The 25,669-nt window shown below is 66.3% G+C and carries 23 protein-coding genes; 14 read left to right on the top strand and 9 right to left on the bottom strand.

Going from position 1 to position 25,669, the window contains the following annotated elements; genetic code table 11:
- Positions 1-39 precede the first annotated feature (39 nt).
- Positions 40-1,761: a VanW family protein gene (locus Q5530_RS03400; RefSeq protein ID WP_415361164.1), complete on the top strand. Its 1,722-nt coding sequence runs from the start codon at positions 40-42 to the stop codon at positions 1,759-1,761.
- A gap of 106 nt (positions 1,762-1,867) precedes the next feature.
- On the top strand, positions 1,868-2,614 hold the full coding sequence (locus tag Q5530_RS03395; protein ID WP_415360644.1) for a DUF1206 domain-containing protein: 747 nt from the start codon (positions 1,868-1,870) through the stop codon (positions 2,612-2,614).
- Positions 2,615-2,804: 190 nt separating this feature from the next.
- On the opposite strand, the gene Q5530_RS03390 is transcribed toward Q5530_RS03395, so the two are convergent.
- On the bottom strand, positions 2,805-4,643 hold the full coding sequence (locus tag Q5530_RS03390) for an acyl-CoA dehydrogenase (protein ID WP_415360643.1): 1,839 nt from the start codon (positions 4,641-4,643) through the stop codon (positions 2,805-2,807).
- A gap of 117 nt (positions 4,644-4,760) precedes the next feature.
- Positions 4,761-5,411 (bottom strand): response regulator transcription factor, encoded by a 651-nt coding sequence (locus Q5530_RS03385; protein ID WP_380637682.1) that lies wholly within the window; start codon positions 5,409-5,411, stop codon positions 4,761-4,763.
- A 293-nt stretch (positions 5,412-5,704) separates the two neighbouring features.
- Between Q5530_RS03385 and Q5530_RS03380 the strand changes: the two genes are divergently transcribed.
- From Q5530_RS03380 to Q5530_RS03365, 4 genes are all read left to right on the top strand, one after another.
- On the top strand, positions 5,705-7,219 hold the full coding sequence (locus Q5530_RS03380) for a sodium:solute symporter family protein (protein WP_380637681.1): 1,515 nt from the start codon (positions 5,705-5,707) through the stop codon (positions 7,217-7,219).
- A gap of 99 nt (positions 7,220-7,318) precedes the next feature.
- Positions 7,319-7,771, top strand: a complete 453-nt coding sequence (locus tag Q5530_RS03375; RefSeq protein ID WP_415360640.1) for a MarR family winged helix-turn-helix transcriptional regulator — start codon at positions 7,319-7,321, stop codon at positions 7,769-7,771.
- On the top strand, positions 7,768-8,157 hold the full coding sequence (locus Q5530_RS03370) for a DUF5313 family protein (protein ID WP_415360639.1): 390 nt from the start codon (positions 7,768-7,770) through the stop codon (positions 8,155-8,157). Before Q5530_RS03375 ends, Q5530_RS03370 begins: the two co-directional genes overlap by 4 nt.
- A 21-nt stretch (positions 8,158-8,178) precedes the next feature.
- On the top strand, positions 8,179-9,108 hold the full coding sequence (locus Q5530_RS03365; RefSeq protein ID WP_415360638.1) for a phosphotransferase enzyme family protein: 930 nt from the start codon (positions 8,179-8,181) through the stop codon (positions 9,106-9,108).
- On the opposite strand, the gene Q5530_RS03360 is transcribed toward Q5530_RS03365, so the two are convergent.
- Positions 9,102-9,482: a hypothetical protein gene (locus tag Q5530_RS03360; RefSeq protein WP_415360636.1), complete on the bottom strand. Its 381-nt coding sequence runs from the start codon at positions 9,480-9,482 to the stop codon at positions 9,102-9,104. The two genes, Q5530_RS03365 and Q5530_RS03360, sit on opposite strands and share 7 nt — an antisense overlap.
- 477 nt (positions 9,483-9,959) lie before the next feature.
- On the opposite strand from Q5530_RS03360, the gene Q5530_RS03355 reads away from it, so the two are divergent.
- The gene (locus tag Q5530_RS03355) at positions 9,960-10,343 is read left to right on the top strand and encodes a hypothetical protein (RefSeq protein ID WP_415360634.1); all 384 of its coding nucleotides are present in this window, start codon (positions 9,960-9,962) and stop codon (positions 10,341-10,343) included.
- 293 nt (positions 10,344-10,636) lie between these two features.
- Here Q5530_RS03355 and Q5530_RS03350 read toward each other — a convergent pair whose 3' ends face one another.
- Complete coding sequence (locus Q5530_RS03350) at positions 10,637-11,017, bottom strand: hypothetical protein (protein WP_415360633.1); 381 nt, start codon at positions 11,015-11,017, stop codon at positions 10,637-10,639.
- Between the two features lie 10 nt (positions 11,018-11,027).
- Positions 11,028-11,813 (bottom strand): EndoU domain-containing protein, encoded by a 786-nt coding sequence (locus Q5530_RS03345; RefSeq protein WP_415360632.1) that lies wholly within the window; start codon positions 11,811-11,813, stop codon positions 11,028-11,030.
- Between the two features lie 1,219 nt (positions 11,814-13,032).
- On the opposite strand from Q5530_RS03345, the gene fxsT reads away from it, so the two are divergent.
- Positions 13,033-15,543 (top strand): FxSxx-COOH system tetratricopeptide repeat protein, encoded by a 2,511-nt coding sequence (fxsT, locus tag Q5530_RS03340; protein ID WP_415360631.1) that lies wholly within the window; start codon positions 13,033-13,035, stop codon positions 15,541-15,543.
- Between the two features lie 684 nt (positions 15,544-16,227).
- Here the strand turns inward: fxsT and Q5530_RS03335 are convergent.
- Positions 16,228-17,757 (bottom strand): hypothetical protein, encoded by a 1,530-nt coding sequence (locus Q5530_RS03335; protein ID WP_415360630.1) that lies wholly within the window; start codon positions 17,755-17,757, stop codon positions 16,228-16,230.
- An 808-nt stretch (positions 17,758-18,565) separates the two neighbouring features.
- Positions 18,566-18,733 carry a YegP family protein gene (locus Q5530_RS03330; RefSeq protein ID WP_415360629.1) on the bottom strand — a complete coding sequence of 56 codons (168 nt, stop codon included), beginning with the start codon at positions 18,731-18,733 and terminating at the stop codon, positions 18,566-18,568.
- Between the two features lie 785 nt (positions 18,734-19,518).
- On the opposite strand from Q5530_RS03330, the gene Q5530_RS03325 reads away from it, so the two are divergent.
- Positions 19,519-20,166 carry an HAD family hydrolase gene (locus Q5530_RS03325; protein WP_415360628.1) on the top strand — a complete coding sequence of 216 codons (648 nt, stop codon included), beginning with the start codon at positions 19,519-19,521 and terminating at the stop codon, positions 20,164-20,166.
- Between the two features lie 25 nt (positions 20,167-20,191).
- Here Q5530_RS03325 and Q5530_RS03320 read toward each other — a convergent pair whose 3' ends face one another.
- The gene (locus Q5530_RS03320) at positions 20,192-21,502 is read right to left on the bottom strand and encodes a helix-turn-helix domain-containing protein (RefSeq protein WP_415360627.1); all 1,311 of its coding nucleotides are present in this window, start codon (positions 21,500-21,502) and stop codon (positions 20,192-20,194) included.
- 318 nt (positions 21,503-21,820) lie between these two features.
- On the opposite strand from Q5530_RS03320, the gene Q5530_RS03315 reads away from it, so the two are divergent.
- Both Q5530_RS03315 and Q5530_RS03310 read left to right on the top strand, forming a co-directional pair.
- The gene (locus Q5530_RS03315) at positions 21,821-22,120 is read left to right on the top strand and encodes a hypothetical protein (protein ID WP_415360626.1); all 300 of its coding nucleotides are present in this window, start codon (positions 21,821-21,823) and stop codon (positions 22,118-22,120) included.
- On the top strand, positions 22,117-22,479 hold the full coding sequence (locus Q5530_RS03310; RefSeq protein ID WP_415360625.1) for a hypothetical protein: 363 nt from the start codon (positions 22,117-22,119) through the stop codon (positions 22,477-22,479). Before Q5530_RS03315 ends, Q5530_RS03310 begins: the two co-directional genes overlap by 4 nt.
- 123 nt (positions 22,480-22,602) lie before the next feature.
- On the opposite strand, the gene Q5530_RS03305 is transcribed toward Q5530_RS03310, so the two are convergent.
- Positions 22,603-23,001, bottom strand: coding sequence for a GntR family transcriptional regulator (locus Q5530_RS03305; protein ID WP_415360624.1), 399 nt, complete (start codon positions 22,999-23,001; stop codon positions 22,603-22,605).
- Between the two features lie 132 nt (positions 23,002-23,133).
- Here Q5530_RS03305 and Q5530_RS03300 point away from each other — a divergent pair, with 132 nt between their 5' ends.
- The 3 genes from Q5530_RS03300 to Q5530_RS03290 all read left to right on the top strand — a co-directional run bounded on the left by Q5530_RS03300 (position 23,134) and on the right by Q5530_RS03290 (position 25,663).
- Complete coding sequence (locus Q5530_RS03300) at positions 23,134-23,526, top strand: hypothetical protein (protein WP_415360623.1); 393 nt, start codon at positions 23,134-23,136, stop codon at positions 23,524-23,526.
- A gap of 264 nt (positions 23,527-23,790) precedes the next feature.
- A complete protein-coding gene (locus Q5530_RS03295; RefSeq protein WP_415360622.1) occupies positions 23,791-23,988 on the top strand; it encodes a hypothetical protein in 198 nt (65 codons plus the stop codon).
- Between the two features lie 292 nt (positions 23,989-24,280).
- Positions 24,281-25,663: an FtsK/SpoIIIE domain-containing protein gene (locus tag Q5530_RS03290; RefSeq protein WP_415360621.1), complete on the top strand. Its 1,383-nt coding sequence runs from the start codon at positions 24,281-24,283 to the stop codon at positions 25,661-25,663.
- The last annotated feature ends 6 nt before the right edge of the window (positions 25,664-25,669 follow it).

Raw genomic sequence — 25,669 nt, 5'->3', positions numbered from 1 at the left:
TCCGTGCCGGAGCCCGAGGCCACCGTGCACGGCCCCGTCATGGTCGACGAGGGCGCCGAGGCCGACGAGGCGGGCGCCCGCCGCCGCGGCAAGCGCAGGATCGCCCTGGTCGCCGCCTCCGTGCTGGGCGTGCTGGTCGCCCTCTACGGCCTGGACATCCTCATCTCCAGCGGCAACGTGCCGCGCGGCGTGAGCGTCGCGGGCGTGGACGTCGGTGGCATGAGCCGCACCGAGGCCGAGGAGAAGCTGCGCGCCGAGATCGGCCCCCGCCTGGCCGCGCCGGTCAAGGCGCGCGCCGGCGACGTGGACGCCGAGCTGGACCCGCAGGCGGCCGGCCTGGAGCTGGACTGGGCCGCGACGCTGGACCGCGCGGGCAGCCAGCCGCTGTCCCCGGTCACGCGCGTCACCTCGTTCTTCACCTCCCACGAGGTCGGCTTCGCCACCCGCAGCGACGAGGCCAAGCTGACCGCCGCGGTCGAGGGCCTGCGCGGCACGACCGACCGCGAGCCCGCCGAGGGCGCCGTCCGCTTCGAGGGCGCCACCCCGGTGGCCGTCGAGCCGAAGCAGGGCCAGAAGCTGGACGCGCCGGGCTCCGTGGGCGCGCTGCTCGCCGGCTGGGCGGACGGCGGCACGGTCGAGCTGCCGGTGGCCACCACCCCGGTCAAGACGACCAGGGAGGGCGTGGAGCGGGCGGTGGCCGAGGTCGCCCGGCCCGCCACGGCCGCGCCGCTGATCATCAAGGGCGAGGGCAAGGACGCCACGCTCACGCCCGAGCAGCTGGCCACCGTGCTGGTGTTCGAGCCCGCCGACGACGGCGGCCTGACCGCGAAGGTCGACAACGGCAAGGTCGTCGAGCACGCCGGCCCGCAGCTGAAGGAGACCGAGAAGGAGGGCAAGGACGCCGAGATCGTGTTCGAGGGCGGCCGACCGACGGTGAAGGAGTCGGTGGACGGCCTCGGCATCGACTGGGAGAAGTCCCTGCCCCCGATGCTCGACGTGCTCAAGCGCGAGGACGAGCGCGTGCTCAAGGCCGAGTACAAGCACACGCCCGCGAAGGTGACCACCGAGCAGGCCAACAAGATGGGCATCAAGGAGGTCATCGGCGAGTTCCAGACCGGTGGCTTCGCGGCCGACTCGGGCACGAACATCCGCGTGGTGGCGCAGAAGGTCAACGGCGCGATCGTGAAGCCGGGCGAGACCTTCAGCCTCAACGGCTTCACCGGTCCGCGCGGCCGGGCCCAGGGCTACGTCGACGCGGGCATCATCGAGAACGGCATCCCCGGCCGCGCGGTCGGCGGCGGCATCTCGCAGTTCGCCACGACGCTCTACAACGCCTCGTACTACGCGGGCATGAAGGACGCGGGCCACAAGGAGCACAGCTACTGGATCTCGCGGTACCCGGCGGGGCGCGAGGCCACGGTGTTCATGGACAACGCGGGCAACAGCCTGATCGACATCAAGTTCACCAACCCCGACCAGACCGGGGTGGCGATCCAGACGATCTGGACGCCGTCGTCGATCAAGATCGTGCTGTGGGGCACCAAGAACTACGACGTGACCGGGTCGACCAGCGAGCGGTTCAACTTCACCGAGCCGCAGGAGCGCAAGGTGACGACGAAGCCGTGCAGCCCGAGCAACGGCGCGCAGGGCTTCTCGGTGACCGACACCCGGACCATCACCGACCGCCGCAGCGGCCAGTCCCGCAGCGAGTCCCGCACGGTCCGCTACGACCCCTCGCACAAGATCATCTGCGAGGGTTGACGCCCGCTGATTCGCGGTAGCCACGATTGGGTATCACCCGATCGTGGCTACCAGCGCGAGTGAGGTGCGGAGACATCCCGCGGTGCAGGTCCTAGGACGTGCCGGGATGGTGTGCTACGGGGTCGTACACGTGCTCTTGGCGGCGTTGACGGCGCAGGTCGTGCTCGGCGACAGCGGTGAGCGGACCGACCAGAAGGGTGCCGTCGCCGAGATCGCCAAGACCTCGTTCGGCCCGGTGCTGCTGTGGGTGCTCGCGATCGGCCTGTTCGCGTTCGCGCTGTGGCAGGTGACGCTGGCGATCTCCGGCTACACCTGGGACACGGAGAAGCGGAAGCGGATCTACCACCGCTTCGGCTCGGCGGGCCGCGCGATCACCGGCGTGGCGATCGGCGTCGCCGCGGTGAACTACGCCGTCGGCTCGTCCCAGAGCAGCTCCACCGAGCAGTCCCAGACCTGGACCGCGCGGCTGCTGTCCGTGCCGTTCGGGCAGGTGCTGGTCGGAGTGGTGGCGCTGGCGATCATCGTGCTGGGCGCGCTGGTCATGCGCAAGGGCGTGAAGAGGTCCTTCGAGAAGGACCTCGACATGTCCCAGCTGCCGCCGGGCAGCCGCCAGTGGGTGGAGCGCCTCGGCCGCATCGGCTGGATCGGCAAGGGCCTGGCGTACGCGCTGATCGGCGTCCTGGTCGGGCTGGCGGCGATCAACGCCGACCCGTCGCGGTCGGGCGGCATGGACAAGGCGCTGCACACGCTCGCCGCCCAGCCCTACGGCGTCTTCGTGCTGGCCGTCATCGCCGTGGGCTTCCTCGGCTTCGGCGTCTACTGCTTCGCCGCCGCCAAGGCCCACAAGGGCTGACCCGGCGCGGGCCGAACCCGCGCGAGTCGAACACCCAGGACCACCGTGTCGAACGTTCGGAACACCTGAGTTCGACGTTCGGGACGCGCGGGCCCCACGGCCCGCGACGCGAAAGGCGGCGCCCCTCCGTCCTCCGGGGGCGCCGCCTTTCCGCTCGTCCGGGTGAGCTCCCGGGCCGGTCCCGTCCGGGTCAGAACGCGGACTCGGCCACGTCCATCAGCGAGTTGTCGGTGGTCTCGGCGATCTTGCGGCGCGCGGTCAGCTCCGGCAGCACGTTCCGGGCGAAGAACGACGCCACCGCGACCTTGCCCTCGTAGAACGCCTTGTCCCGGGCCGACGGTGCGCCCGCCAGCGCGGTCAGCGCGACCTCGGCCTGGCGCAGCAGCAGCCAGCCCACCAGCACGTCACCCGCGGTCAGCAGCAGGCGGACGGTGTTCTGGCCGACCTTGTAGAGGTTGCGCACGTCCTCCTGCGAGCTGGTCAGGAACCCGACCATGGCGCCGAGCAGGCCCTGGAGGTCCTCCAGCGCCTGCTTGAGCAGGGCGCGCTCCTCCTTGAGCCGGCCGTTGCCGCCCTCGTTGTCCAGGAACGCCTGGATCTCGCCGCTGAGGAAGCCCAGCGCCTGGCCCTTGTCGCGGATGATCTTGCGGAAGAAGAAGTCCAGCGACTGGATGGCAGTGGTGCCCTCGTACAGCGAGTCGATCTTGGAGTCCCGGATGTACTGCTCGATCGGGTACTCCTGGAGGAAGCCGGAGCCGCCGAGCGTCTGGAGCGACTGCGCCAGCTGCTCGTAGGCCCGCTCCGAGCCGACGCCCTTGACGATCGGCAGCAGCAGGTCGTTGACCTTCTCCGCCAGCTCCGCGTCGGGGCCGCCCAGGGCGATCCGGTCCTGCTGGGTCGCGGTGTAGAGGTAGACCGCGCGCAGGCCCTCGGCGTACGCCTTCTGGAGCATCAGGCTGCGGCGCACGTCCGGGTGGTTGGTGATGGTGACGCGCGGCGCGGTCTTGTCGGTCATCCGGGTCAGGTCGGCGCTCTGCACCCGCTCCTTGGCGTAGGCCAGGGCGTTGAGGTAGCCGGTCGACAGGGTGCCGATGGCCTTGGTGCCGACCATCATGCGGGCGTACTCGATGACCTGGAACATCTGCGCGATGCCGTCGTGCACCTCGCCCAGCAGCCAGCCCTTGGCGGGCACGCCGTGCTGGCCGAAGGTCAGCTCGCACGTGGTGGAGACCTTCAGGCCCATCTTGTGCTCGACGTTGGTGACGAAGGCGCCGTTGCGCTCACCGGTCGACTCGCCGGTCTCGGGGTCGAAGTGCCACTTCGGGACCAGGAACAGGGACAGGCCCTTGGTGCCCGGCCTGGCCTCGATGCCGGGGCCCTCGGGGCGGGCCAGCACCATGTGCACGATGTTCTCGGTCATGTCCTGGTCGGCCGAGGTGATGAACCTCTTCACCCCGTCGAGGTGCCAGCTGCCGTCCTCCTGCCGGACGGCCTTGGTGCGGCCGGCGCCCACGTCGGAGCCGGCGTCCGGCTCGGTGAGCACCATGGTGGCGCCCCAGCCGCGCTCGATCATCAGCTCGGCCCAGCGCTGCTGCCGCTCGGTGCCGTTGCGGTGCACGATCGAGGCGAAGCTCGGGCCCGCCAGGTACATGAAGACGGCGGGGTTCGACCCGAGGATCAGCTCGGCCGCGGCCCACCGCACCGACGGCGGGGTGCCGTAGCCACCCAGCTCGTCCGGCAGGAACAGGCGGTACCACTCGCCGTCCCAGAGCGCCTTGTAGGACTTCTTGAAGGACTCCGGCAGCGTGGCCGAGTGGGTCTTCGGGTCGAAGACGGGCGGGTTGCGGTCGGCGTCGGCGAAGGACTCCGCCAGCGGGCCGACCGCCAGGTTGTTGAGCTCGGCAAGCACGCCGCGCGCGGTGTCCTCGTCGGACTGCTCGAACGGCCCCGTGCCGAGGTGGTCCTGCACGTTGAAGACCTCGAAGAGGTTGAATTCGAGGTCCCGGACGTTGCTCTTGTAGTGACCCATCTCGTCGCTCACTCCATGCTGGTCGGGGCGGTCCCCTACTGACCGGTAACAACAGGGTATTACCTGTCAGTAACCTCGGCAAGGCCGACCGGTGTGGTGTGGCGAACCGAACGGCGTTCAGGCCCGCGCCTGCGGCCCCCCGGTCAGCAGCCCCGCCTGGTAGGCCAGCGACACCGCGTGCGTCCGGTCCCGCGCCCGCAGCTTGCGCAGGATGTTCTTCACGTGCGTGCGCACCGTCTCCACCGAGACGTACAGCTCGCCGGCCACCGCCTGGTTCTCCAGCCCGTCCGCGATCAGCTGGAGCACCTCGTACTCCCGCCGCGACAGGGAGCGCCGCGAGCCCGCCTCCGCGGCGGGCGTGAACCCGGCCGCCAGCGGCGCCAGGGTCGGGTCCAGGTACATCCGGTCGGTGTGGGCCCGCACGATCGCCTGCACCACCTCGCCGACCTCCCCGGCCCGCGGCACCAGGCCGCGCACGCCCGCGGACAGGGCGACCCGCACGTACTTCGCCGTCCGGTGCGGCTCCCGGACCAGCGAGACCACCGCCAGCGCCGGGTCGTTGCCGGTCAGCAGGGTCGCCAGCTGGCCCTGCGGGTCCAGCACCGAGTCGATCAGCAGCACGTCCGGCCGCAGGCGCTCGTGCAGCCGGACGGCCGAGTTCGGCTGCCCGGTCGAGCCCAGCCAGTGCAGCCCGGGGGTCCGCCGCACCACCGCCGCCAACCCTTCCCGGAGCAGGGGCACGGGGTCGACGAGCGCCACGCCGGGCACGGGGGCACGTCGTTCACCGCCGCCCGTCGGGGGACGCACGTCGACACCGGTTCTCATGACCATGCGACAACGACGCCGATCGGGCATGACGTGGTTTCCTCGAAAAACTTTCCGTATCTGTCGGTCATGTACGTGAACAAGAGTCACAAGTGTGACTCAATGACCGCGGATGACCTTCCGCACCGGGCAACACCCTCGTAAGACCTACGTCACACAACCCATGTGGGACGCCGCGCACCGCCGCCCGTAGTTCCGGCGCAGCCACCCCTGGGCCGAGCACTAGTGGAGGCCGCATGGACACCCTCGACTGGGTCGTCGTCGGTGGGTACTTCTTCGTGATGGTGGCCATCGGCTACTGGTCACGCGGGCGGGTCAAGAACATCGCCGACTTCTTCACCGCGGGTGGCCGGATGCCGTGGTGGCTGTCCGGCATCTCGCACCACATGTCCGGCTACAGCGCCGTCATGTTCGTCGCGTTCGCCGCCGAGGCGTACCGGCTGGGCCTGACCGTCTACATCTGGTGGGCGCTGACGATCGGCCTGGGCGTCGGGATCGGCGCGTTCCTCTGGGCCGGCGCCTGGAACCGGCTGCGGTCCAAGCACGGGGTGAAGTCGCCGCTGGAGTACCTGGCGCAGCGCTACAACGTGCCGACGCAGCAGATCATGGCGTGGTCGGGCGCGGCCCTGAAGGTGGTGGACATCGCCGCCAAGTGGGTCGCGGTGGCGCTGCTGCTCCAGGGCTTCGCGGGCGTGCCGATCTGGATCGGCATCGCCCTCACCGGCGTGGTGACCATGGTCTACTCGGTGCTCGGCGGCCTGTGGGCCGACGCGCTGACCGACTTCGGCCAGTTCGTCATCCAGGGCCTCGCGGGCATCGTCATGTTCGTCGCGGTCGCCTCGCACTTCGGCGGCATCGACTTCATGTGGACGATGTGGGACCAGCTGCCCGAGTCGCACTCCGACCCGCTGTCCGGCCAGTACACGCTGATCTTCTTCATGGCGCTGTTCCTGATCAAGACGCTGGAGTACAACGGCGGCATGTGGAACCTGGCGCAGCGCTACATGGCCGCGCCGTCCGGGGCCGCGGCCAGGCGGTCCGCGCTGCTGTCCAGCGTGCTGTGGCTGGTCTGGCCGCTGGTGCTGTTCTTCCCGATGTGGGCCGCGCCGCTGATCGTGCCGGGCATGGAGGGCAACGCCGAGCAGGCGTACGTCGAGATGGGCAAGGCCATGCTGCCCGCGGGCATGGTGGGCCTGGTGCTGGCGGGCTTCTTCTCGCACACCATGGCCATGGTGTCCTCGGACGCCAACGTGATCTCCGCGGTGATCACCCGCGACATGCTGCCGAGGCTGTGGAAGGGCGTGACGCGCCTGGGGGAGGCGGCGCAGCTGCGGCTGGCGCGGATCACCACGTTCGCGTTCATCGGGTTGAGCATGACGATCGCGTTGACCGCGGACACGAAGGGCTTCGTGCTCAAGGTGGTGATCGCCCTGGTGGCGGCCACGATGGGCCCGATCGCGATCCCGCTGATGCTCGGCCTGCTGCCGTGGTTCCGCCGGGTCGGGCCGACCGCGGCGATCTCCTCCACGGTGGGCGGGTTGTCCACCTGGGCGGTGCTGTACGTGCTCCAGCAGAACAAGGTCGAGTTCGTCACCCAGGCGGTGATCGTGTCCTGGCCGCTGCTGGTGTCGCTGGTGCTCTACCTGCTGATCGGCCTGGTGATCAAGCCGGAGCCGTCGGCCGAGCGCGACGCGCTGATCGACTCCCTGCGCTCCGACGACGAGGACGAGCGGGTGCCCGCGCGCACCTGACCCGGGCCCCTTCCCGCCGTGCGGCCGCGGTCGTGCGGCGGGGAGGGGTGTCCCCTCTCACGCGGGGGAACGGCGGCCGGTCAGGTAGTGTGTGTACTAATGGTTAGTACGCAAAGTGTTGACGACCCGCTGGACCTGGACCGCCAGGTCTGCTTCGCGCTGGCCGTGGCCTCCCGGAACGTGATCGCGCTCTACCGGCCGCTGCTGGAGCCGATGGGGCTCACCCACCCCCAGTACCTGGTGATGCTCGCCCTGTGGGGCGAGGCGCCGCTGTCGGTGAAGGAGCTCAGCCGGAAGCTCGCCCTGGAGCCCGCCACGCTGTCGCCGCTGCTCAAACGGCTGGAGGCGGTCGGGTACGTGTCCCGGTCGCGGGACACCGCCGACGAGCGGCAGCTGGCCGTGGTGCTGACGCCGGCCGGGGCGGCGCTGCGCGAGCGGGCGTTGGAGATTCCTCCCGCGGTCGTGGCGCGGCTCGGCATGTCCCTGGAGGAGCTCCAGGGCCTGCACGCGGTGCTGACGCGGGTCATCGCGGCTTCGGAGCGTGATCGGTGAAACCTTCCTGGGCGTTGCGCTTCTGGTACCTGCTGGGCGGTCGACTGCCCCAGCGCTACCGCGAGTGGGTGTTCCACCAGGCGACCAGGCCGTCGTGGCTGGCCTGGTTCACCGCGCGGATGTTCCTCCAGGTGCTGCCGCTGACGATCGTCATCGCGCTGGCGCTCGTGCTCGGCCTGGGCGCGCCGTGGCCGCTGGCCATCGCGTGCGGCTCGCTGGGCCTCGTGGTCGGCGTGTACTTCGGCGTGTCCTACGCGATCGAGAGCACCGACCACCGGATGACGAAGTACGGCTACCCGCGCGGCGCGGCGGCGGCGGTGCGCAACGAGCGGAAGAAGCAGGACCAGGAGCGGTACGAGCGCGTGTGGCGCTCGCCTGGGGCCTGACCCCGGCCTAACGTCGTCGTCGTGGAAGCGGTGGCGGCGGCGTTCGGCCTGGGTGGCGCGATCTCGTGGGAGCCGGTGACGGGCGGGCGCTCGCACCTGGTGTGGCGGCTGCGCACGACGCGCGGCGAGTGGGCGGTGAAGCGGCTCAACCGGTCCCGCGAGGACTGGTGGCTGCGCGACCACGTGGTGTCGGCCGAGGTGCAGCTGGAGGCGTGGGAGCGCGGCCTGCCCATGCCGCGGCCGGTGCACCCGCTGACCCCGGCCGCGCCCCTGCTGGCGGACGTCGGCGAGCACAGCTACGTGGCGCACGAGTGGTGCGGGGGCCGGCCGTTGGCGGGCGACGTCACCGAGTGGGTCGGCCGGACGCTGGCGGCCCTGCACGACCTGCCCGCCCGCGGGACCCCCGGGTGGGCCCCGCACCCGGTGGCGGAGTGGCTGACGTGGCTGGACGAGGCGCCGGGCCCGTTCACCGACCGGGTCCGCGCCCACCTGCCGGACATCGCGCGGGCCGTCGCCGCGGGCGCGGACACCGCCGGCCTGACCCCGGTCGGCAGCCACCGGGACGTCAAGCCGGACAACGTGCTGGTGACCGCCCGCGGCCCGCTGCTGCTGGACTGGGACGGCGCGGGACCCGAGTACGCGGAGTGGGAGCTGACCCGCGCGGCGGTGCACTTCAGCGGCCGGGGCGAGGACCGCGCGGCGTTCACCAGGGTGATCTCCTCGTACCAGGCCGTCACCGGCAGGCGGCCCCCGGCGGACCCGTCGGCGTTCGCGGGCCTGCTCCAGGTGTACCTGGGCGGCGCGGCGTGGATGGTGTGGCGGGCCCTGGGCCACCGCCCCGTGACCGACGCCGAACGCGCCGCCGCGGGCCCGCACGCGCTGGAGCTGCTGGCCGACCTGCGGGTGGCGCTGGGTCGCCTGGACGAGTGGGTGGACTGGCTGGGTCAGTGAGGCACGACCACCACCTGGTGCTCGTCCTCGTAGACGACCCGGCCGGGGTCGGTGGAGCGGACGGTTTCGCAGGCGACGCCGTGGGCGGCGAGGATCTCCAGGTAGCCGTCGACGCGCTCGACGAGGTGCGCGGCGGTGTCGGCCTTGAACCAGGCCACCGCACCGGGGTTGACGGTCGGGTCGAACACGGTCGGGTCGACGTGCGAGGGCGTGGTGTAGGCGGCGTCGTACCAGGCGTTGTTGGTCCGCCGGAAGCGCTCCTGCTCCGCGGTCAGCACGCCGTCCCGGGCGAGGCGGTTGACCAGCCAGAACACGCCGGGGAAGAAGCCGTCCTCGTGGCGGGTTTTCCCCTGGAAGCGCACGTAGGTCGTCACCGCGCCGATCCTCCCGCACCGGGGGCCGGAGCTGCCATCGACGGCCATGCGGACGACGCTGGTCCTGGTGCTGCTCCTGGCGGCGGGGTGCACGGCCGGGCCGCTGGCGCCCGGGGTGGAGTCGTCGGTGCGGCAGCAACCGGCCGCCGGCGCCCGAAGGTGCCGGACGACCCGCTGGCGGAGTACCGGGACGTCGACTTCTGCCTCGACGGGGCGAGACCGCCTACCTCAGTGGGTGCGAGGAGCCGGAAGACCTCACCCACGGCCGGAGGTTCTGGCTGCCCCTCACCGCCGACCGGGCGCTGGAGATCCACGTCGAGGTGCGGCACCGGGGCGAGTACGCGGCCCCGCCCGAGGCGGTCGAGGCCGGGTGCGATCTGCTGGCGGGCTTCGTCGAGGCGGCGAAGCCCCTGCTGACCGACCTGCCGCGCTTCCCGGGGCACCGCGCTCCTGCGCCACGACCCGTGCGAGGCGGCGATGCCGAAGTTCGTCGAGCTCGTGCCGAACGGCGAGGTGAGGCGGGGCGACAACCGCATGGACCTCGGCTCGTGCCTGGTGGAGGGGCCGGAGGGGGTTGCGTACGTGGAGTACCAGCAGTCGTCGGGTGACGACAGCTTCGGTGCGGAGAAGATCCCGGTGGGGCGGCAGCAGCTGTACTGGTCGCACACGGCGGTGACCGCGGACTTCCCGGCGGGCGAGCAGCAGTGCGGGTACGCCTGGACACACGCCCCCCTGCCGGACGTGGAACTCCTGCCGGCCGAGCACGTGATCCGAGTCCTGGCGACGGTGGGCGACCTGGATGCCGCCTGCATGGCGGCCGAGGGGTTGGCGGAGCAGGTGATGGCGGCGCTGGACGGTTGAGCGGGTGGGGCCTGATCACGCCGGCCCGGTGTTGAGCACGGAGCGCCTTGAGCGTCGCGTGGTGCGGATTCGGCGGCCCTCCGCCTTGAGGAGGCGGAGGAACTCCTGGCGCGGTTCGTGGTGGCGGACGCGGTAGCGGACACGTCCGGTGACCGGGTCGGGTATGGCGAGCACGTGCACGACGCCGTGCCGGCAGTCGCAGGTGGATCCTGCGCGATGAGGCGAGCCGTCCGGGTGAAGAAAAACAATCGTAGGTTACCCGTCTCCCACCTGCGAGGAGCGACACCGGCGGTCTACTGCGGGGCAGGGCGCGACCATTCTCGACCAGGTCCGTTGAAAGGTGCCTGTGATTCAGCCGTGTACAGCTCCACCAGCTCGACGAATTCGGCATGGCTGAGCTGGGCTTGACGGAGGTCGTACAGATTTTTGATCTCCACTTCACCCGGAGTGGTCGTCACCTTGACGTAGTCGCCGCTCCAGCGCGGTACGCGTCCAGCGGCTTCCTCTTCTGTCGCCCGTTCCGGGTTGCGGGCGAACTCGACGGCTTCCAGTATGAAGCGCAGGGGGAGATCTTCGAACATCTCGGCGATTATTGATGCCTCCTTGTCGGGAAGCACTTGGACCTCGTTGACGTCATCGTCATCGTCATCGATCCGGCGCATGATGACCTTCATGGTTGCACCCTCAATTCTTCTTCTTTATTTTCTTCTGAACCGGCCATGCTGTGGAGACGTCTTCGAACACGGCGTCATCCGATTCCGTTCCTCGCGTTGCAAAACCCATGATCGTGATGCCCCGGTAGGTTCCTGCCCACTTTGTCGTCGGGTCACTCGGCTGGAAACCTGGCAGTGGCATGCGCCTACGGTTCTCGAATGCGCTGCGAACCGCATGTCGTACTTCCGGCGGCTTCCAGTCCGCCGGAAAAAGGCTGGTATTCGCCTTGATGTATTCGGCTCCGCCGATGACCGCTGTAACATCCGCTCTCCAAACGCCGAACTTGTCGGGCTCCGTCTCGTTCGAGAGAATATTTCCGGTGCTCGGGTCGTGGAAGTGATACCCGGTGAACTGCGCTCTCCCGTCCGCATCCTTTTCGAGCTCGCCGAAAAACAGGTGGGTGGTCAGTCGTTTTGGAAATGGGAGGTTGGGTACCGTCCAGGGGGTGGTGCCGGGGGGAATTTTGTATACAGGTCTGCCGTCAGCTTCGAAGCCGATCAAAGCTCTTATCGCGGACTTCGTGCACTCGACTCCCGAGGAAATCGTCGTGCAGAGGTGTTCACAATCGTCGATTGCGGCTTGGAGAATGCCTCGCAATTCTTCGGTGTCACTTCGGCAGCTGCCTTCGAATGCGATCGCGAGGAGCGCGGCGGAGTCGCGTAAATCGTCGTATACGGATTTAAGCAGGGCTTCGGTGGTGCTTGCCTTCGTCAGGGCCGCGCGGCACTGGGTCACCACCTGCTCCAGCGAAGCCATGCGAGTGATCATGACACTGCGCAACTGTCAAATGCAATGTCGATCACCTGATTGAACTACAGGTATTCCTCGGGTCGAGGCGGACGGGGGTTTGACGCGGAGATCGGAGAAATCTTGGTGCATCCGAGATCGTCGAACCGCCCATCCACCAGGAGTTCCGTCTGTCTTCCGGACGCCCGTGTCTTCACAGGCAAGGGGGGACAACCCTCCGCGCCGGAGCAACTTCGGACACGGCCGCTCGCACCGGCCATGCCCGAGCGGTGGAGGTGGCTGCCGCCGGACGACGACGGCGCGGCCGCTGCCCTGGTCCCGGCAGGCCGGTTGCATGGTGAGGGCCTGCATCCGGAAACGACGAAGGCCCAGGTCAACCGACCTGGGCCTTCGCCATGGATGAGCGGGTGACGGGAATCGAACCCGCCTCTACAGCTTGGGAACCCGATCTTATGGCCCTGGTGGAGGCTCTGACCTGCGCTCGGCTGCCGTCAGCGTGACCCCATGCTGACCGCCATTGACCAGGGCTTATTGCACGCAGATTGCACGGGTGGAATCGTCCTGAGTGGCATCGTGTGGAGCCCGATGACTGCGCCGATCGGGCGGTCTGCCGGCGTGGGCGCAGCCGTTCGCGCTGGTCCTCGGCTGGCGTTCCACGCCTGTTCCGCAAGCCCTGGGTTTACTGCGCCCTCACGGGGCAGCTGCTGGGCGTACGTCGGAGTGTTCAAGTGGCGGGAGTCCCCGTGCGGCTCTGTGCTGGGCGCAGAGCTTGAGCAAGCCATGACTGCGGCTCGATTCAGTACAGCCAGCACCACTCCAACGAAGCCTCAGCATGAAAAGTTGATGCCTGAACCTGCGGGTTGTGGATCTTAATTTGCCTATGGTTACCATCGTTCTTTGATGACCGATTCTGGCTGTATCTTTTCGGAAATTGAATAGCCACTGTGGGTTATCAGTTACGGTCGCCTGCGGCTACTATCGAATGGTAACTCCGATCTTTGGTACCGGCGACTGGTTGGCCCGTGGATTCTTGAGAAGGATTCGACGGATTATTTCGTAAGTCTCCGGATTGCAGTTTATATTCTGTCTTTCCCGGTGTTTCGTCTCCTGTTCCATGTGGGTTATCTGGGTGGCCCCTTGATTAACCAGGTCGGGTGGATCTGTAGGTGTAGCCGCAAAACTGCGGGTCGGTGTCGTGGTTCTTGAGGTATGGGTTGGCGGTTGCAGCATGCGTGCTACGGCTGCCAGCCTGTTGTGCAGAGGCGGGGTGGGTATGGGGTCACCGGGTGAGGTGCCGGGGCGGGTAGAGCAATCCGGTCAGGCGTCGGCGAGTGGCACGGTGTTCCAGGCTGGTCGCGATGTTCACTACTACGTGCCGTCGGCTAGGTCACTGACCGGAAAGGCGTGGCGGCTGCCTGCCCGGAATCCACATTTCACCGGCCGTGAGGAGTTGCTGACGCGACTGCACTTGGCGGTGAACGAGTCGGGGACGGTGGCGGTGCATTCGCTGCTGGGGTTGGGCGGGGTAGGCAAGTCGCAGGCAGCGGTGGAGTATGCGCACCGGTACGCGGCGGACTTCGACATCGTGTGGTGGATCCCGGCCGAACAACCCGCCCTGATCCCCGATCACCTGGCCGAACTGGGCCTCGTCCTGGGGTTGGTTGGACCGACAGACCTAGTGGCGATGGCTGGGGTGGTGCTGAGTGCGTTGCGGCACCGAGGCCGGTGGTTGGTGGTGTTCGACAATGCGGAGGACCTCGCCGCGTTGTGGCCGTACTTGCCGTCCGGTGACGGTCAGGTGCTGATCACCACACGGCGCGGCGGGTTTGGAGCGGTGGGCGCGGTGATCGACGTGGATGTGCTGGACCGCGCGGAGAGCATCGCACTGCTGCACAGCCGCATACCCGGTGTGCCGACCGACGCTGCGGAGGTGTTGGCGGAGTTGGTGGGCGACCTACCGTTGGCGATCGAGCAGGCGGCGGCCTACCTGGAGAGCACCCGACTACCGATTGGCAATTACCTAGATTTGCTACGTACCCAAACCTCTCGGATGCTGCCTCGCGGCCGGGTAGCCGGGCGGGGTGAGACTCTGGCGACGCTGTGGGACCTGTCGCTGACAGCGCTGGCTGACCAGAACGTCGCGGCGGTACAACTGGTGGAGATCCTGGCATGGCTGGCCCCAGAACCCGTCCCTCTGGACCTGTTCACCACCCACCCAGAAGAATTGCCTGAGCCACTGGCGACCGTGGTCACGGATCCGGTTGAACTCGTGGACACCGTTGGCGCGCTAGCCGACTGGTATCTGATTCGCCGCATTGGTAGCGAAGTGACCATCGCTCACCGATTGCTCCAGCAGTCTCTGCGAGTTCATCCCGACCGGCACCGAAAATCATCACTCGGCGTCGTAGCACAACGCCTGTTGCGGGCAGATTTGCCCGGAGATATCATGACCGCGCCAGAGAACTGGCCCCGGTGGCGGGCACTACTCCCCCACGTCTTGGCCCTCCACGACGACCTCACGCACAACCACACCACCGCCACACATGACACTGCATGGCTACTTGGCCGCGCCGCAACTTACCTCCAGACCCACGGCCGCCCAGACCTAGCCCTTCCTCTGTTTGAGCGTGCTTTGGCCATTGATGAAGCTGTCTATGGGTCCGACCACCCCGCCGTCGCATCCAACCTGGAGAACCTCGGCCTCGCGTTGCGCGACCTAGGACGCCCTGCCGAAGCTCGACCTTTGTTTGAGCGTGCTCTGGCTATTGATGAAGCTGTCTATGGGTCCGACCACCCCGCCGTCGCATCCAACCTGGACAGCCTTGGCGGTGCACTGCGCGCTTTGGGTCTCCTTGTCGAAGCTCGACCTTTGTTTGAGCGTGCTCTGGCTATCTATGAAGCCGTCTATGGGCCCGACCACCCCGCCGTCGCAGTTCGCCTGAACAACCTCGGCCTCGTGTTGCGGCATCTGGGTCGTCCCGGCGAGGCGCAATCCCTGTACGAGCGTGCCCTGGTCATCACCGAAGCTGTCTACGGACCCAACCACCCTGATGTCGCGATCCGCCTAAACAATCTTGGAGGCGTGTTGCGGCATCTGGGTCGTCCCGGCGAGGCGCAATCCCTGTACGAGCGTGCCCTGGTCATCACCGAAGCTGCCTATGGGCCCAATCATCCAACCGTCGCGATCCGCCTAAACAATCTTGGAGGCGCGTTGCGTGCTTTGGGTCGTCCTGGCGAAGCTCAAACCTTGTTTGAGCGTGCTTTGGCCATTGATGAAGGCGTCTATGGGCCTAATCATCCTGACATTGCAACCGATCTTAATAATCTTGGAGGAACGTTGCATGATCTGGGTCATCCGGACGAAGCTCGCTCTCTGTACGAGCGTGCTTTGGCCATTGATGAAGGCGTCTATGGGCCTAATCATCCTGACATTGCAACCGATCTTAATAATCTTGGAGGCGCGTTGCGTTCTTTGGGGCGTCCTGATGAGGCACGACCCTTATTCGAGCGTGCTCTGGCTATCACAGAAGCCGCCTACGGGCCCAGTCACCCCACGGTCGCGATCCGCCTGAATAACCTTGCCTTCGTGCTATCTGACCTCGGAGAGCTGAACGAAGCTGAACAACTTTACCGTCGCTCTCTCACGATTCGCACCAATACGCTGGGCGCGGACCACCCAAGCACCCTTGCCAGCCGCGAAAACCTGACCTCACTACCGAAAAATCAGCAAGCTGACTAACCCGATCTTGCAGCCTGGTAGGGGCTCTGACCTAGGCTCGACTGTTGTCAGCGTGTCCCCATGCTGACCGCCGTTGACCAGGGCTTACTGCACGCAGATTGTACGGTCGACATCGTCCTGAGTGTCATTGTGTGGAGCCTGATCACTGCGCCGATCAGGCGATCTGTCGGCGTGGGCGCTGGCCGTTCGCGCCGTCCCTCGGCTGGTGTTTCATGCCTGTTCCGCAAGCTCTTGACTCTGGCCCTCATGGGCCGCTACCGGGTGTACGGCGTAGCGTTGAGGCGGCGTCGGAAGTCCTCATGCAGCCCTGTGCTGTGCGCGGAGCTTGGGCAAGGCGGGTGACTGTGGCTCGGCCTGGTGCGACCAGCACAGCCCCAACGAAGCCTCAGCATGAAGGAACTGATCCCTGAGCTTGCGGGTTGTGGATCTTCCCCTATCGTCGCTTGTGACTGCCTCTATCGCCTGCCACTAACTGCAAAGTTTCCAGTTGCAAACGATCTTCGCGGGCCAACCTGTGCAGTCCTCTGTCGTCATTTACCGGGGGTAACCGGGTGCTTGATGTAGACGCAAGGTGCGATGCATGCCCGGGCAGTCCACCTGAAGTCAGATCCGCGTCGGAGCCCTCTATGTCTTGACTCACAGAGCAGCACCGAACGACAGATTAATCCAAAAATGTAATTTGACCTAGGCGGGGTCCTGACTCGGAGGGACTGACAGGTTACCGAGGGAAATTTCAGCACCGTACCCTTCGTCGGGTACGAAGTTTATCTTCTGCTCGCCATCCACTTCTACGATCGGCTCATTCGGATCAACTTGTCCGACTTGTACGTAAAAGGTGAATGTTCCTAGATCTAGTTCATGTCCAGAAATGTGCGCTTTATATCCGACTCTCGGAACGATTGCGAGTGAGCTTTTTGGGGAAGATCTAAATCCTGCCAACGTTTCGTTGATATCCCCTGTTACACCGAACACGATCGGCCCTTCACCGACTCGTACACGTTCACCGCGGAGAAGCTTAACGGCACGCCGCAACTCTTGGATGTCGTCCGCAGTCCACTCATGAGGGACTGCGAACGCTTCTCCTCCGGCACGCTGCACCAGTTCGAGGTCCTCGATTAGCTCAGTCAACTCGTCCATGAACGGCTTCTCGGGCGGAAAATCGAGTCCTTCAACGAGTATTTCACCGTTGACAGAAATGGCCAACTTATTTGGTGCCACTGCATTCTGCATGAAACGTGCGACTGGAAGAATGTGGCCGGGAAGCAGGTCGGGCACTTCGCCGTACTTAAGCGTTACACCCAACTTCAGGTTGATCTCATCAATCCGAAATATGGCTGATACAATTCCGGTATTGTCACTACCGGTTAGGGCTTGACCAAGGCGGCCGCGAGTCCTTCTGTCCATCTGGATGGGAAGGGCGGCCATCTGGCGACCATCCGACGACTTTGCGAGTAACTTTACGTTCGCCTGAACGACCTCGTGATGCGCTGCACTAATATGAACCTCACCGCTACTGAATCTCCCTCCTATGCCGTGCGGGGCATCCAGTTCAAAATCGACAACCGGCACAACTGCGTCTTCTCCCCAATCAAGGGCTGCTCGAAATTTCTCCAGAATGCCCGCTTGTGTATCCGCTTCGTTAATCGATACGGTGAACCTTCCTGTAATTGGCGAATCTCTCTCTGCGTTGAGGTACTTCGGTTTCAGGGACGTTCCTACGACCTTCCCGTCTTGAATAAGAAGGTCAACAGAGTAGAACGGATTGGAATTGTTAATCTTTGCGGAAAGATCTTCAATGCGTCCTGTTGCCGCTGGCAAACCATCGATTAGTGCGTCTTGCTCTTGGCGCATCTCCCGCAATAGCTCGATGTAGCGATCGGCCTCGCCCATGAAGTGGATCACTATGGATGGGTGCTCGGCCAACTTTGCTTCAAGCCAGGCGCCAGCATTCCAATCGATAGGAAACGGATAGTCCCTCTGAAGAGATAGGAACCATTCAAGCTCTTCCGGAGTTGGATCCATCGGTGTCACCAGGTGCCAGTAGTCGGGCTGCAGCGCAGCTGCTTTAATCAGACTCCGGGTGATCTGTCCGTGCCTTCCCCCCCTATCCGACAAGCGACCCAAGAAGTACTTTGATTGCCAGATCTCAAGCCGATCGGCAGCATAAAGCTGATGATCTCTTCCGCCATCGCCTCCGCTTCCGTCAATCCGCATGGAACTCGGATACAGAGTGCTAATCAGCGTGCTAACGATTTTTTCAAATCTGTCTCCGGAGCCGACTTCTCGCCAGTCAATTCCATCTCGCATACGACTCTCCACTACAGCTTTAAGGTGTGCTTAGATCTAACATCATGGCGTAAGCCCGCGCATGGCATACTTACTATGGAGAGTTGGGCTGTTGCACTGGGCCTTGCCATCCTTGAGGCATGTGGCTGTCCTCGTGGAGGTCGGTAGGATGGCGTGAAACCTGTTCCCGCTGGCTCGCGAGCTGTCGGCAGCTCCTGGTCATCTAGTTGGCCTGCTGGTCCGATGAGGACATGATCTTTGGCATTCGGCCGCTGTCACGCTCGCTCGGGCCCGGCCCTACCTCCCCTCGCCGGGCGCGGGTGGGTGGCCGGAGACCGGGTCCCGTCCGCTTGCCCCGAGCGACACAAAGACGGGGACGGAGATGGCTAGCGAGTGGGGACAGCACAGTGCGGCCGAGCGGCCCCGTTAGGGTCCGCGGTAGCTCCGGACCTTTAAACTCTGTATTAGGGCGAGGCCGCCGCCATCGCTTGCCGTGCTCTGTGTATACCATTTCTCACCTGCAACTATGCGACAGGAGGCTAAGTTTCCTGCGTCGTCCATGACGGTCATTTGCTCTCGTTTGCAGGGTAAAACGTGGAGACGATCTTGATGGCTAGGCTTCGGCAGGCTGCCAGGGGCAGCAATGACCAAATCGCTGTGGGCATCTACCCTAAGAGGGGCCCCGTCGTCCGAGCTGTTGGCAGCACCTCGGAAGGCGGGGCCCCTGGGTGGGCTCCTACTCCTCGATGCGACTACCGCCAGCCTGGTTGATGATCGTCTGTGCAGCGCTGCGCGCATCTGACTTGTTCACGTAGGTCTCGCTGTGCGCGAGGGTCGCACCGTTGCTGGCGACGATCCTGAAGAACCACTGGTTCGACGTCGACCGAAGGATCTTGAAAACCATCTTGCGCTCCCTTCAAGCTGGCCACGCCTTGTAACCAGCCTCTGGACCATAAGTGTGAGCTGGCCCTCAAGGGTTGCGCAAGTACTTCGAACGAGTGTTTGCCACAAGATGTAGACCTCTCTACATGTAGCGAACACTACATGTTGTAGATCGAGACATGCTCGCAGTCCCTCTGACCTGGGATTACAGCCATGTCGTTCACCCGGTTATAGGTACGCCTACGGGGCTTGCTAGTCGAGACCCGCATGGAAATCCACCCGATCAGGTGACACTCGGAGATCATGAAGAGGGTTCGTGTCATCCCGCCGACCTGGCTCGCCCCAACCACACGTGTCAAGGGGGCACCTCGCGAGTCTGGATGGTTGGGCTGGGTCTGTCCCCTTGACGCGTGTGGTTGCCCTCGTGGAGGTCGGCGGGATGACACGCACCCGGCCCACGCTGGTAGCCGAACCGGCGGTGCCGTCCCCGTCATCCTGCTGGCCTGCCACGCGGCGAGCGCATCTTCTGATTCCTTGCGGTCGCCTTCGGGGGTCGCTGGCCGTTCCTCGCCGACGCGGGGACCGGCGCCCTTCCTCGCGCGGCACGCCTGCGGGCCGAAGGTCCGCTTAGGCGTGCCGCCCTGCAGGGGCGTCGGTCCTTCGGCGTCGGCCTGGCACCAACGGCCAGCGGCCCCCGGAGGGGGCCGCCTTGATGAAGAAAAGAAACTCTGAACACCGAGGTCGTACCGGGCCTCCACGTACCGGGGGCCTATCGCGCACTGAGTGCTGATGGCGTAGGAGTAGGGCATGGTGACGGCGGTGGTGTTCGACGTTGGCGAGACGTTGCTGGACGACTCTCGGGAGTGGGGCGCATGGGCCGACTGGATCGGCGTGTCACGACACACCTTCTCCACGGTGTTGGGCGCGGTTACGGCGGCAGGTCGGGACAACGCTGAGACATTCCAGTACTTCCGGCCCGGCTTCGACGTTGCTCACGAGCGGCGGTTGCGGGAGGAGGCCGGGGTGGGTGAGCGCATCGAGGAGAGCGACTTGTACCCGGACGTGCGGACCGGCCTGGCGCGGCTTCGCGAACTGGGGCTGTGGGTCGGTGTCGCGGGCAACCAGACCGTTCGCACCGCCGAGCTGCTGCGTGAGTTGAACCTGCCGGTGAACGGGTTGGCGACGTCGGGTGAATGGGAGGTGGCCAAGCCCGCGCCGGGCTTCTTCGAACGGGTCGTGGCCATGACGCCCGCGACGAACGCCGCAGACGTGCTTTACGTCGGTGACCACCGGGACAACGACGTCGTTGCGGCGAAGGCTATTGGCCTGCGCACGGCGTTGATCCGGCGTGGACCGTGGGGCTACCTGTGGGCTGACGATCCATTGGTGCGGCGCGATGCCGATTGGGTGATCAACTCCCTACATGACCTGCCCACGCTGCTGTCGACCTCTTGAGTCGACCACGAGGTATGACGCTGCTTCAGCGAGCGCCCGCCCATGCGGCGAGGTCGAGCAGACCGGAGCTGAGTGAGGGGTGGGTGCGCAGCATTACCGACAGGGCTTGGCGTACCTGTGGGTGGGCGCGGGTGTGTTCGGGGGCTGCTTGGCGGGCGCTCTGCAAGCACAGGTAGGCGTCTTCGTGGTGGCCGAGGTCGAGTTGGGCTCGGGCGAGGTCGATGTAGTAGTGCGAGCGGCGTTCGGCGGGTAGCTCCTGTGGTGGTCGCCAGGTGGCGGCTCGTTGGATGCCTGCCGGGTCGCGGAGTTCGGCGGCTACGGCCAGCTCGTGGATGCGCAGGGAGGCGGGACCGAACGCGGTGCCGTGGTAGACGCCTTCGGGGGTGGCTTGGACGGCGTAGCGGGCGGTGAGCAGGTGGTCGGCTGCGATGTCGGCCTTGCCCGCTCGGGCGGCTACGACCGCGGCGCGCATGTGCAGTGCGCCGAACGCCGCTGCGGTCGGGGCCTGCCTCAGGGCTCGGGTGGGGATCTGGTCGGCGGCCAGGTCCAGGGCGCGGGCGGCGGTGTGGAGGTCGCCGCTGGCGAAGAACGTCTCCGTGCGCACGTAGGCCACCGCTGCGGGCAACAGCGGGTCCTCGGAGTCCCGGGCCGTGATGCGCATGAGGTCGATCAGGCGGGCCGACAGGTCGAAGTAGCGGAACTTGTAGGCCACCCCATCGGCGGCGCGCAGGGCCAAGGTCAGCAGGGTCGCGGCCTGGCGGCGGTCGTCTGCGGTCAGAAGCTGGCGGGCGCGGCCCAGTTCGCCCAGCAGGCCGGGTAGATGGCGCACGAGTTCGCGGTAGCGCGCTTCGAGGCGGTGTTCGTTCATCAGAGCGACGGCGGCGCGCAGTTCACCAAGGCTTCTCGTGGGGCCGTCCTCGGGCAGATCAAGGATGTCGAGTGCTCGGCGTAGGCGCGGGATGGCCACTTGGACGATGTCCAGCTCTTGCGAGCCGAAGGCCGCCGGGGCCTGGTCGACCGGCGCCCAGGTCGGTCGGGGCGAGTAGACGGGGGCCGGGTCGGTGGTGCGGTTCGCGTAGAGGTCGTGGACGTCGTGGACCTCCCGCACGCCGCCGCTGAACCACCGCAGGTGCCGGGGTACGTGGAGGGCGTCGCACCAGCGTTCGAGGCGTTCCAGGTCGGTGACCGGGCGGCGGGTGCGCTCGACTTCGCTGACCCGCCCTTGAGTCAGGTCGAGCCACGCCGCGAGGGTGGTCTGTGAGACCGTGGGACTCTGGGCTTGGCGGTAGGCGCGGAAGACACGGCCGATGTGGCGAGACTCGAACGCCTCGCGCAAGTCGGCACGTGCCCAGAACTCGGGCGGCAACTCCGGGGCGCGGAGTGTAGAGGCTGCGGCGCACTTTCCACACTGGGTGCCCCGGTTGTCACCGGCGAGCCAGGTGTCACACGTGCGGCAGAGCCGCCGAGACGTCGCCACTCCCCCGCTCACCCCCTGCTCATGCTGCGTCTACTTCGGAGTGTAACCCGCCGGTCACAGCCCTGACCTGCGGATAGTGGTAGTGCCGTTAATCCCAATAGCCATTCGTATGGGACCGAACTTCCTTACGCGTGAATCTGGTTCGGCAAGGACCAGGTGTACACGGAGGTGAGTTCGATGGGGCTGTACGTGCTTCTCCAGCCGGAGGAGGACACGGGTGCGGTGCTGGTGGAACGGGCACAGGGGCATCCGTCCTTGGTGATCTCGTCCGGTGACGCGCGGTTGACGGTGCAGATCGCCGGTCGTGAGGACGGCGCGCGGTTGGCGATCGACTTCGCGCGGCAGCTCGCGGCGGAGGCGACGGCGTTCGCGGACCGGTGCGAGGCGTTGACCAGGCTCGCGCCCGTGGACTTCGAAGCGTTGACGGCGATCGTCGGCACCACGCCGGACGAGGTGGCCGAGGCGGTGAACCGATGAGCGGCGTTGGTGTCGGTGAGTTGCCGCCGTTGTGCGATGAGGCGATGTTCCGGGCTCTGGGTGACTGCCTGGCCGAGATGGGTGCACCGCGGTTGTTCGCGGTGGTGCAGGAACACGGCGAGCGCGTCAACGCTCGCGTGGTGGCCTACGGGATGGCATTCGAGGACAGGGTGATGATGTCGGCCACCGACGACAAGGGATTCCTGTTCACCCTGGCTGGCATCGAGAGCGCCGTGCGCTTCTACCACCACGAGGACCACGGGCTCCGCGCCCGCGTGGTGTGGCTGAGCATGATCGAAAACGCCCAAGAGGAGGGCGAACAAACACGCACGCTCGAAGCAGTGCAGATCGCGGCGTAACGGACGATGTAAGCGAAACGGTCGAGATCGGGGGCGTGATGCCGGAGGAAGGTGGTGAGGTGGACGAGGACATGCCGGAGCTGCGCGGCATGTTCGCCCACCTGCTGACGCGGTTGGATGACCTCAGCGGTCGTTTGAGTCGGGTTGAGGAGCATCTTTCGCGGCACCGAACACCTCGGCCTCAACAGCCGTCAAGCGCAGACCGAGGTCGTCCAACGCGCTGTTGATCCGTTCGAACATCTGCCGAAGCTCATGCGGGGTGGGGATTTCCTCCCCCGCATGAGCTTCCGGCTTTTTCACGACGATCGTCCCCTCGCCCTGGCGAGAGATGACCAGTCCTTCGTTGCGCAGCACGTCAAGTGCCTTCTGCAACGTCATCACGGCGCGGCCGTACTTGGCTTGCAGCTCGGTGAGCGAGTCGAGCTTGTCTCCGACCTGGACCTCGTCGGAAGCGATGTGGCGGCGCAGGTCGTCAGCGATCTGTTGATAGGCCGGTCTGGGATCCGTCGGGTCGAGGGCCATACACGAACTGTAGCGGCAGAGCTAGCAATGCTGGAAGTCACTCGAATGGACTAGTGCCTCTATCAACTCTACTAGCTATGTTGGTAGTCATGACAGGCGACAACGGGTCGCCCCTGAGCAAGGAGATTCAGCGTGGCGCTTCAGGATCTGCCGGTCGTACTGAACGGCTACCGGTTGATGATCACGGAGGCTCCCGCGGCGAAGATGCGGGAGGCGGAGGACGGCTCGGTGTCGCCGGTGGTGGACCGGGCGTCCGGTGAGGTGCAGTACGTGGTGACCCTGTTCGCCAAGCCGGTGGCGGTGGAGGGTCGGCGTGCGGGCAAGGGTGAGGAGATCCGCGTGAACCTGCCTGGTGACCCCGGCGAGGGGTTCGAGGAAGGCATGTACGTGGAGCTGGTCAACGTCGTGGTGAACACCTACGAGATCCCGGACCGGGTGGACCCGCGCAAGATCGCCTCGGCGGGTCTGTGGTTCAAGGCGGCGGGGTTGAAGCCGGTGGCGCGTCCGGTGCGCAGCGCGGCCTGACCGCCTCACCGGTTCGGATCTTTCTCTAGCGGGTTCTTCTAAGCCGTTTTCGTGGGCTGTTTGTTCTTTGTCAATTCCACAGTGGGTAGAGCCATGCCTGAATCCGGCGCGCTTGTGTGGTGCGCCGGGGTTTTCGGCGGCCTCGGAATCGTTCGCGGGTCCGGGGTTCGCCTTGGTTTCCGATTCGAGGGGAGGTGATGCATGTCGAGCGCCAACAGGAGAGCTGAGGAGCGGTACGCACAGTTGGTCCACGCGATCGATTTCGTGACCGAGCAGTTCGGGCCGTTGGAGAAGCTGATCGCGAGGATGCGGGAGAACCCGGCTCCGCCTGGGTCGTGGCGGGTCACGCCGCCGGATGAGTTGCGGAAGCTGCTGGTCGCGGTGCGGCGGAACCTGACCGTGGTGAAGGACCGGGCGGCCCGGTACGAGACGGAGTTGAAGACCCGGGAGTGGAAGGTGTGATGTCACAGCAATTGGTCACGGCCTTGGAGTGCCTGGACAAGGCCATGCGGCAACTGCGGCGGGCGACGGTGGACATCCCGTATCGGCGGGAGGGGTTCAAGGGCGACCACAACGCGTTTGTGCGGTCAGTTGCGGTGTTGCGGACCGCGTTGTCCTACTCGCGTTCGCAGCTCGAACCGGCGTCGGTTCGGCGTCGTCGGCAAGGTAAGCCGCGTATGTAGTTCTGTCGGTTCAGGCGGCGGTCGGTCACCTCGGGGTGGTCGGCCGCCGTCTCTCTTTGTGAGGGGTGTCAATGGAGAGGTCGCCTTCGGGCGGTTCCCGGCGTTCGGTCGGGTGGGAGTTCCGTACCGCGCGGTGGCTGGTTCGCCATCCCGGTGCGGTGGTCAGTCCGGGTGGGGTCGGGGCCTCGGTGGTCGAGTTCGGGCCGGAGGTGACCGGCGGTGTCCTCGGCGGCCTGGCCGTGGGTGCGGCGGCCTGGTACCGGGCGCACCCGAACAGCTTCGACACGTGGGCGGCACCGGTGTTGCGGGCCTGGCGGCGCAGGTGGACCGGCGCATACACCGGTCGACGCTGGGGGAACCTGATGGGTTCGTGCGGATTGACTACGGTGCACCACCGGACCGGGGAAGTGCTGGTGCCGCGCGTGCTGAGGGTCCGCTCGTGGTCGTCCTCGATCGACGTGGTGCGGGTGCGCCTGGTGCCCGGCCAGGCGCTACGGGCGTTCGCGAAGGTGCTGCCGGAGTTGGCGGCGACGCTGAAGGCCGAGCGGGTCGCGGTCGAGCAGGCCCGGCCCGGTGAGGTCGCGGTAATCGTGCAGTGGCGCGAGCCGTTCACCTCGGTCATCCCCGCGCCCGCGATGCCGGAGTCCTCCGACGCCGTCGACCTGCGGTCGCTGTGCCTGGGTGAGACGGAGCTGGGCGGGCCATGGCGTGAGCCGCTGATCGGCACTCACCATCTGACGGCGGGTGCGACGGGTGCGGGCAAGAACTCGGTGGTCATGGCGAAGCTGCGGGCGGTCGCGCCGATGATCCGGGACGGGCTGGTCCGGCCGTGGGTGTGTGATCCGAAGCTGTTCGAGTTCGTCGCGCTCAAACCGATCCTGGATGGCCGGTACGCGGACAACCCGGAGGACTGCGCGGAGTTGATCCAGCGGTTCCTGGTGAACATGGAGCGCAAGCAGAAGCGCTTGCAACGCCTGGGGAAGCGCTCGGGTTCGGTGTCCCGTGAGCATCCGGTGGACTGGCTGATCCTGGACGAAGTCGGCTTCCTGATGGCCTACCAGTCCGACTACGCCCACGAGATCACCAACGCCTGCGCCGTCATCTCCTCCATGGGCCGAGCGACCAACGACGTGTTGGACGTCTACGTGCAGGAGCCGTCCAAGGACGTGCTGCCGATCCGGGACCTGATCCCGCACCGGGTGTGCCTGCGCGTCACCTCGGAGCGGCATCCGGACATGGTCTTGGGCGAGGGTGCCCGGGAGCGCGGCGCGATCGCGGACGAGATCGGGGCGGAGGAGTCGACCGCCGGTATCGGCTACCGGGCCGACCCGCGTTCCCGCACCCCGCGCCGAGTCCGCGCCGCCTACACCAGCGACCGGGACATCACCGAGCTGGTCGAGTTCATCAAGGCCGGTCCGGCCGACCCCGGCGCGGGCCTGCGCGCCGTCGCCTGACCCCCC

The sequence above is a fragment of the Saccharothrix sp. BKS2 genome (genome assembly GCF_047689505.1).
In the GTDB taxonomy this organism is placed as follows: Bacteria; Actinomycetota; Actinomycetes; order Mycobacteriales; family Pseudonocardiaceae; genus Actinosynnema; species Actinosynnema lopnurensis.
The sequence above is the reverse complement of the archived record's forward strand: the minus strand, read 5'-3'. Positions and strand labels throughout refer to the sequence as shown.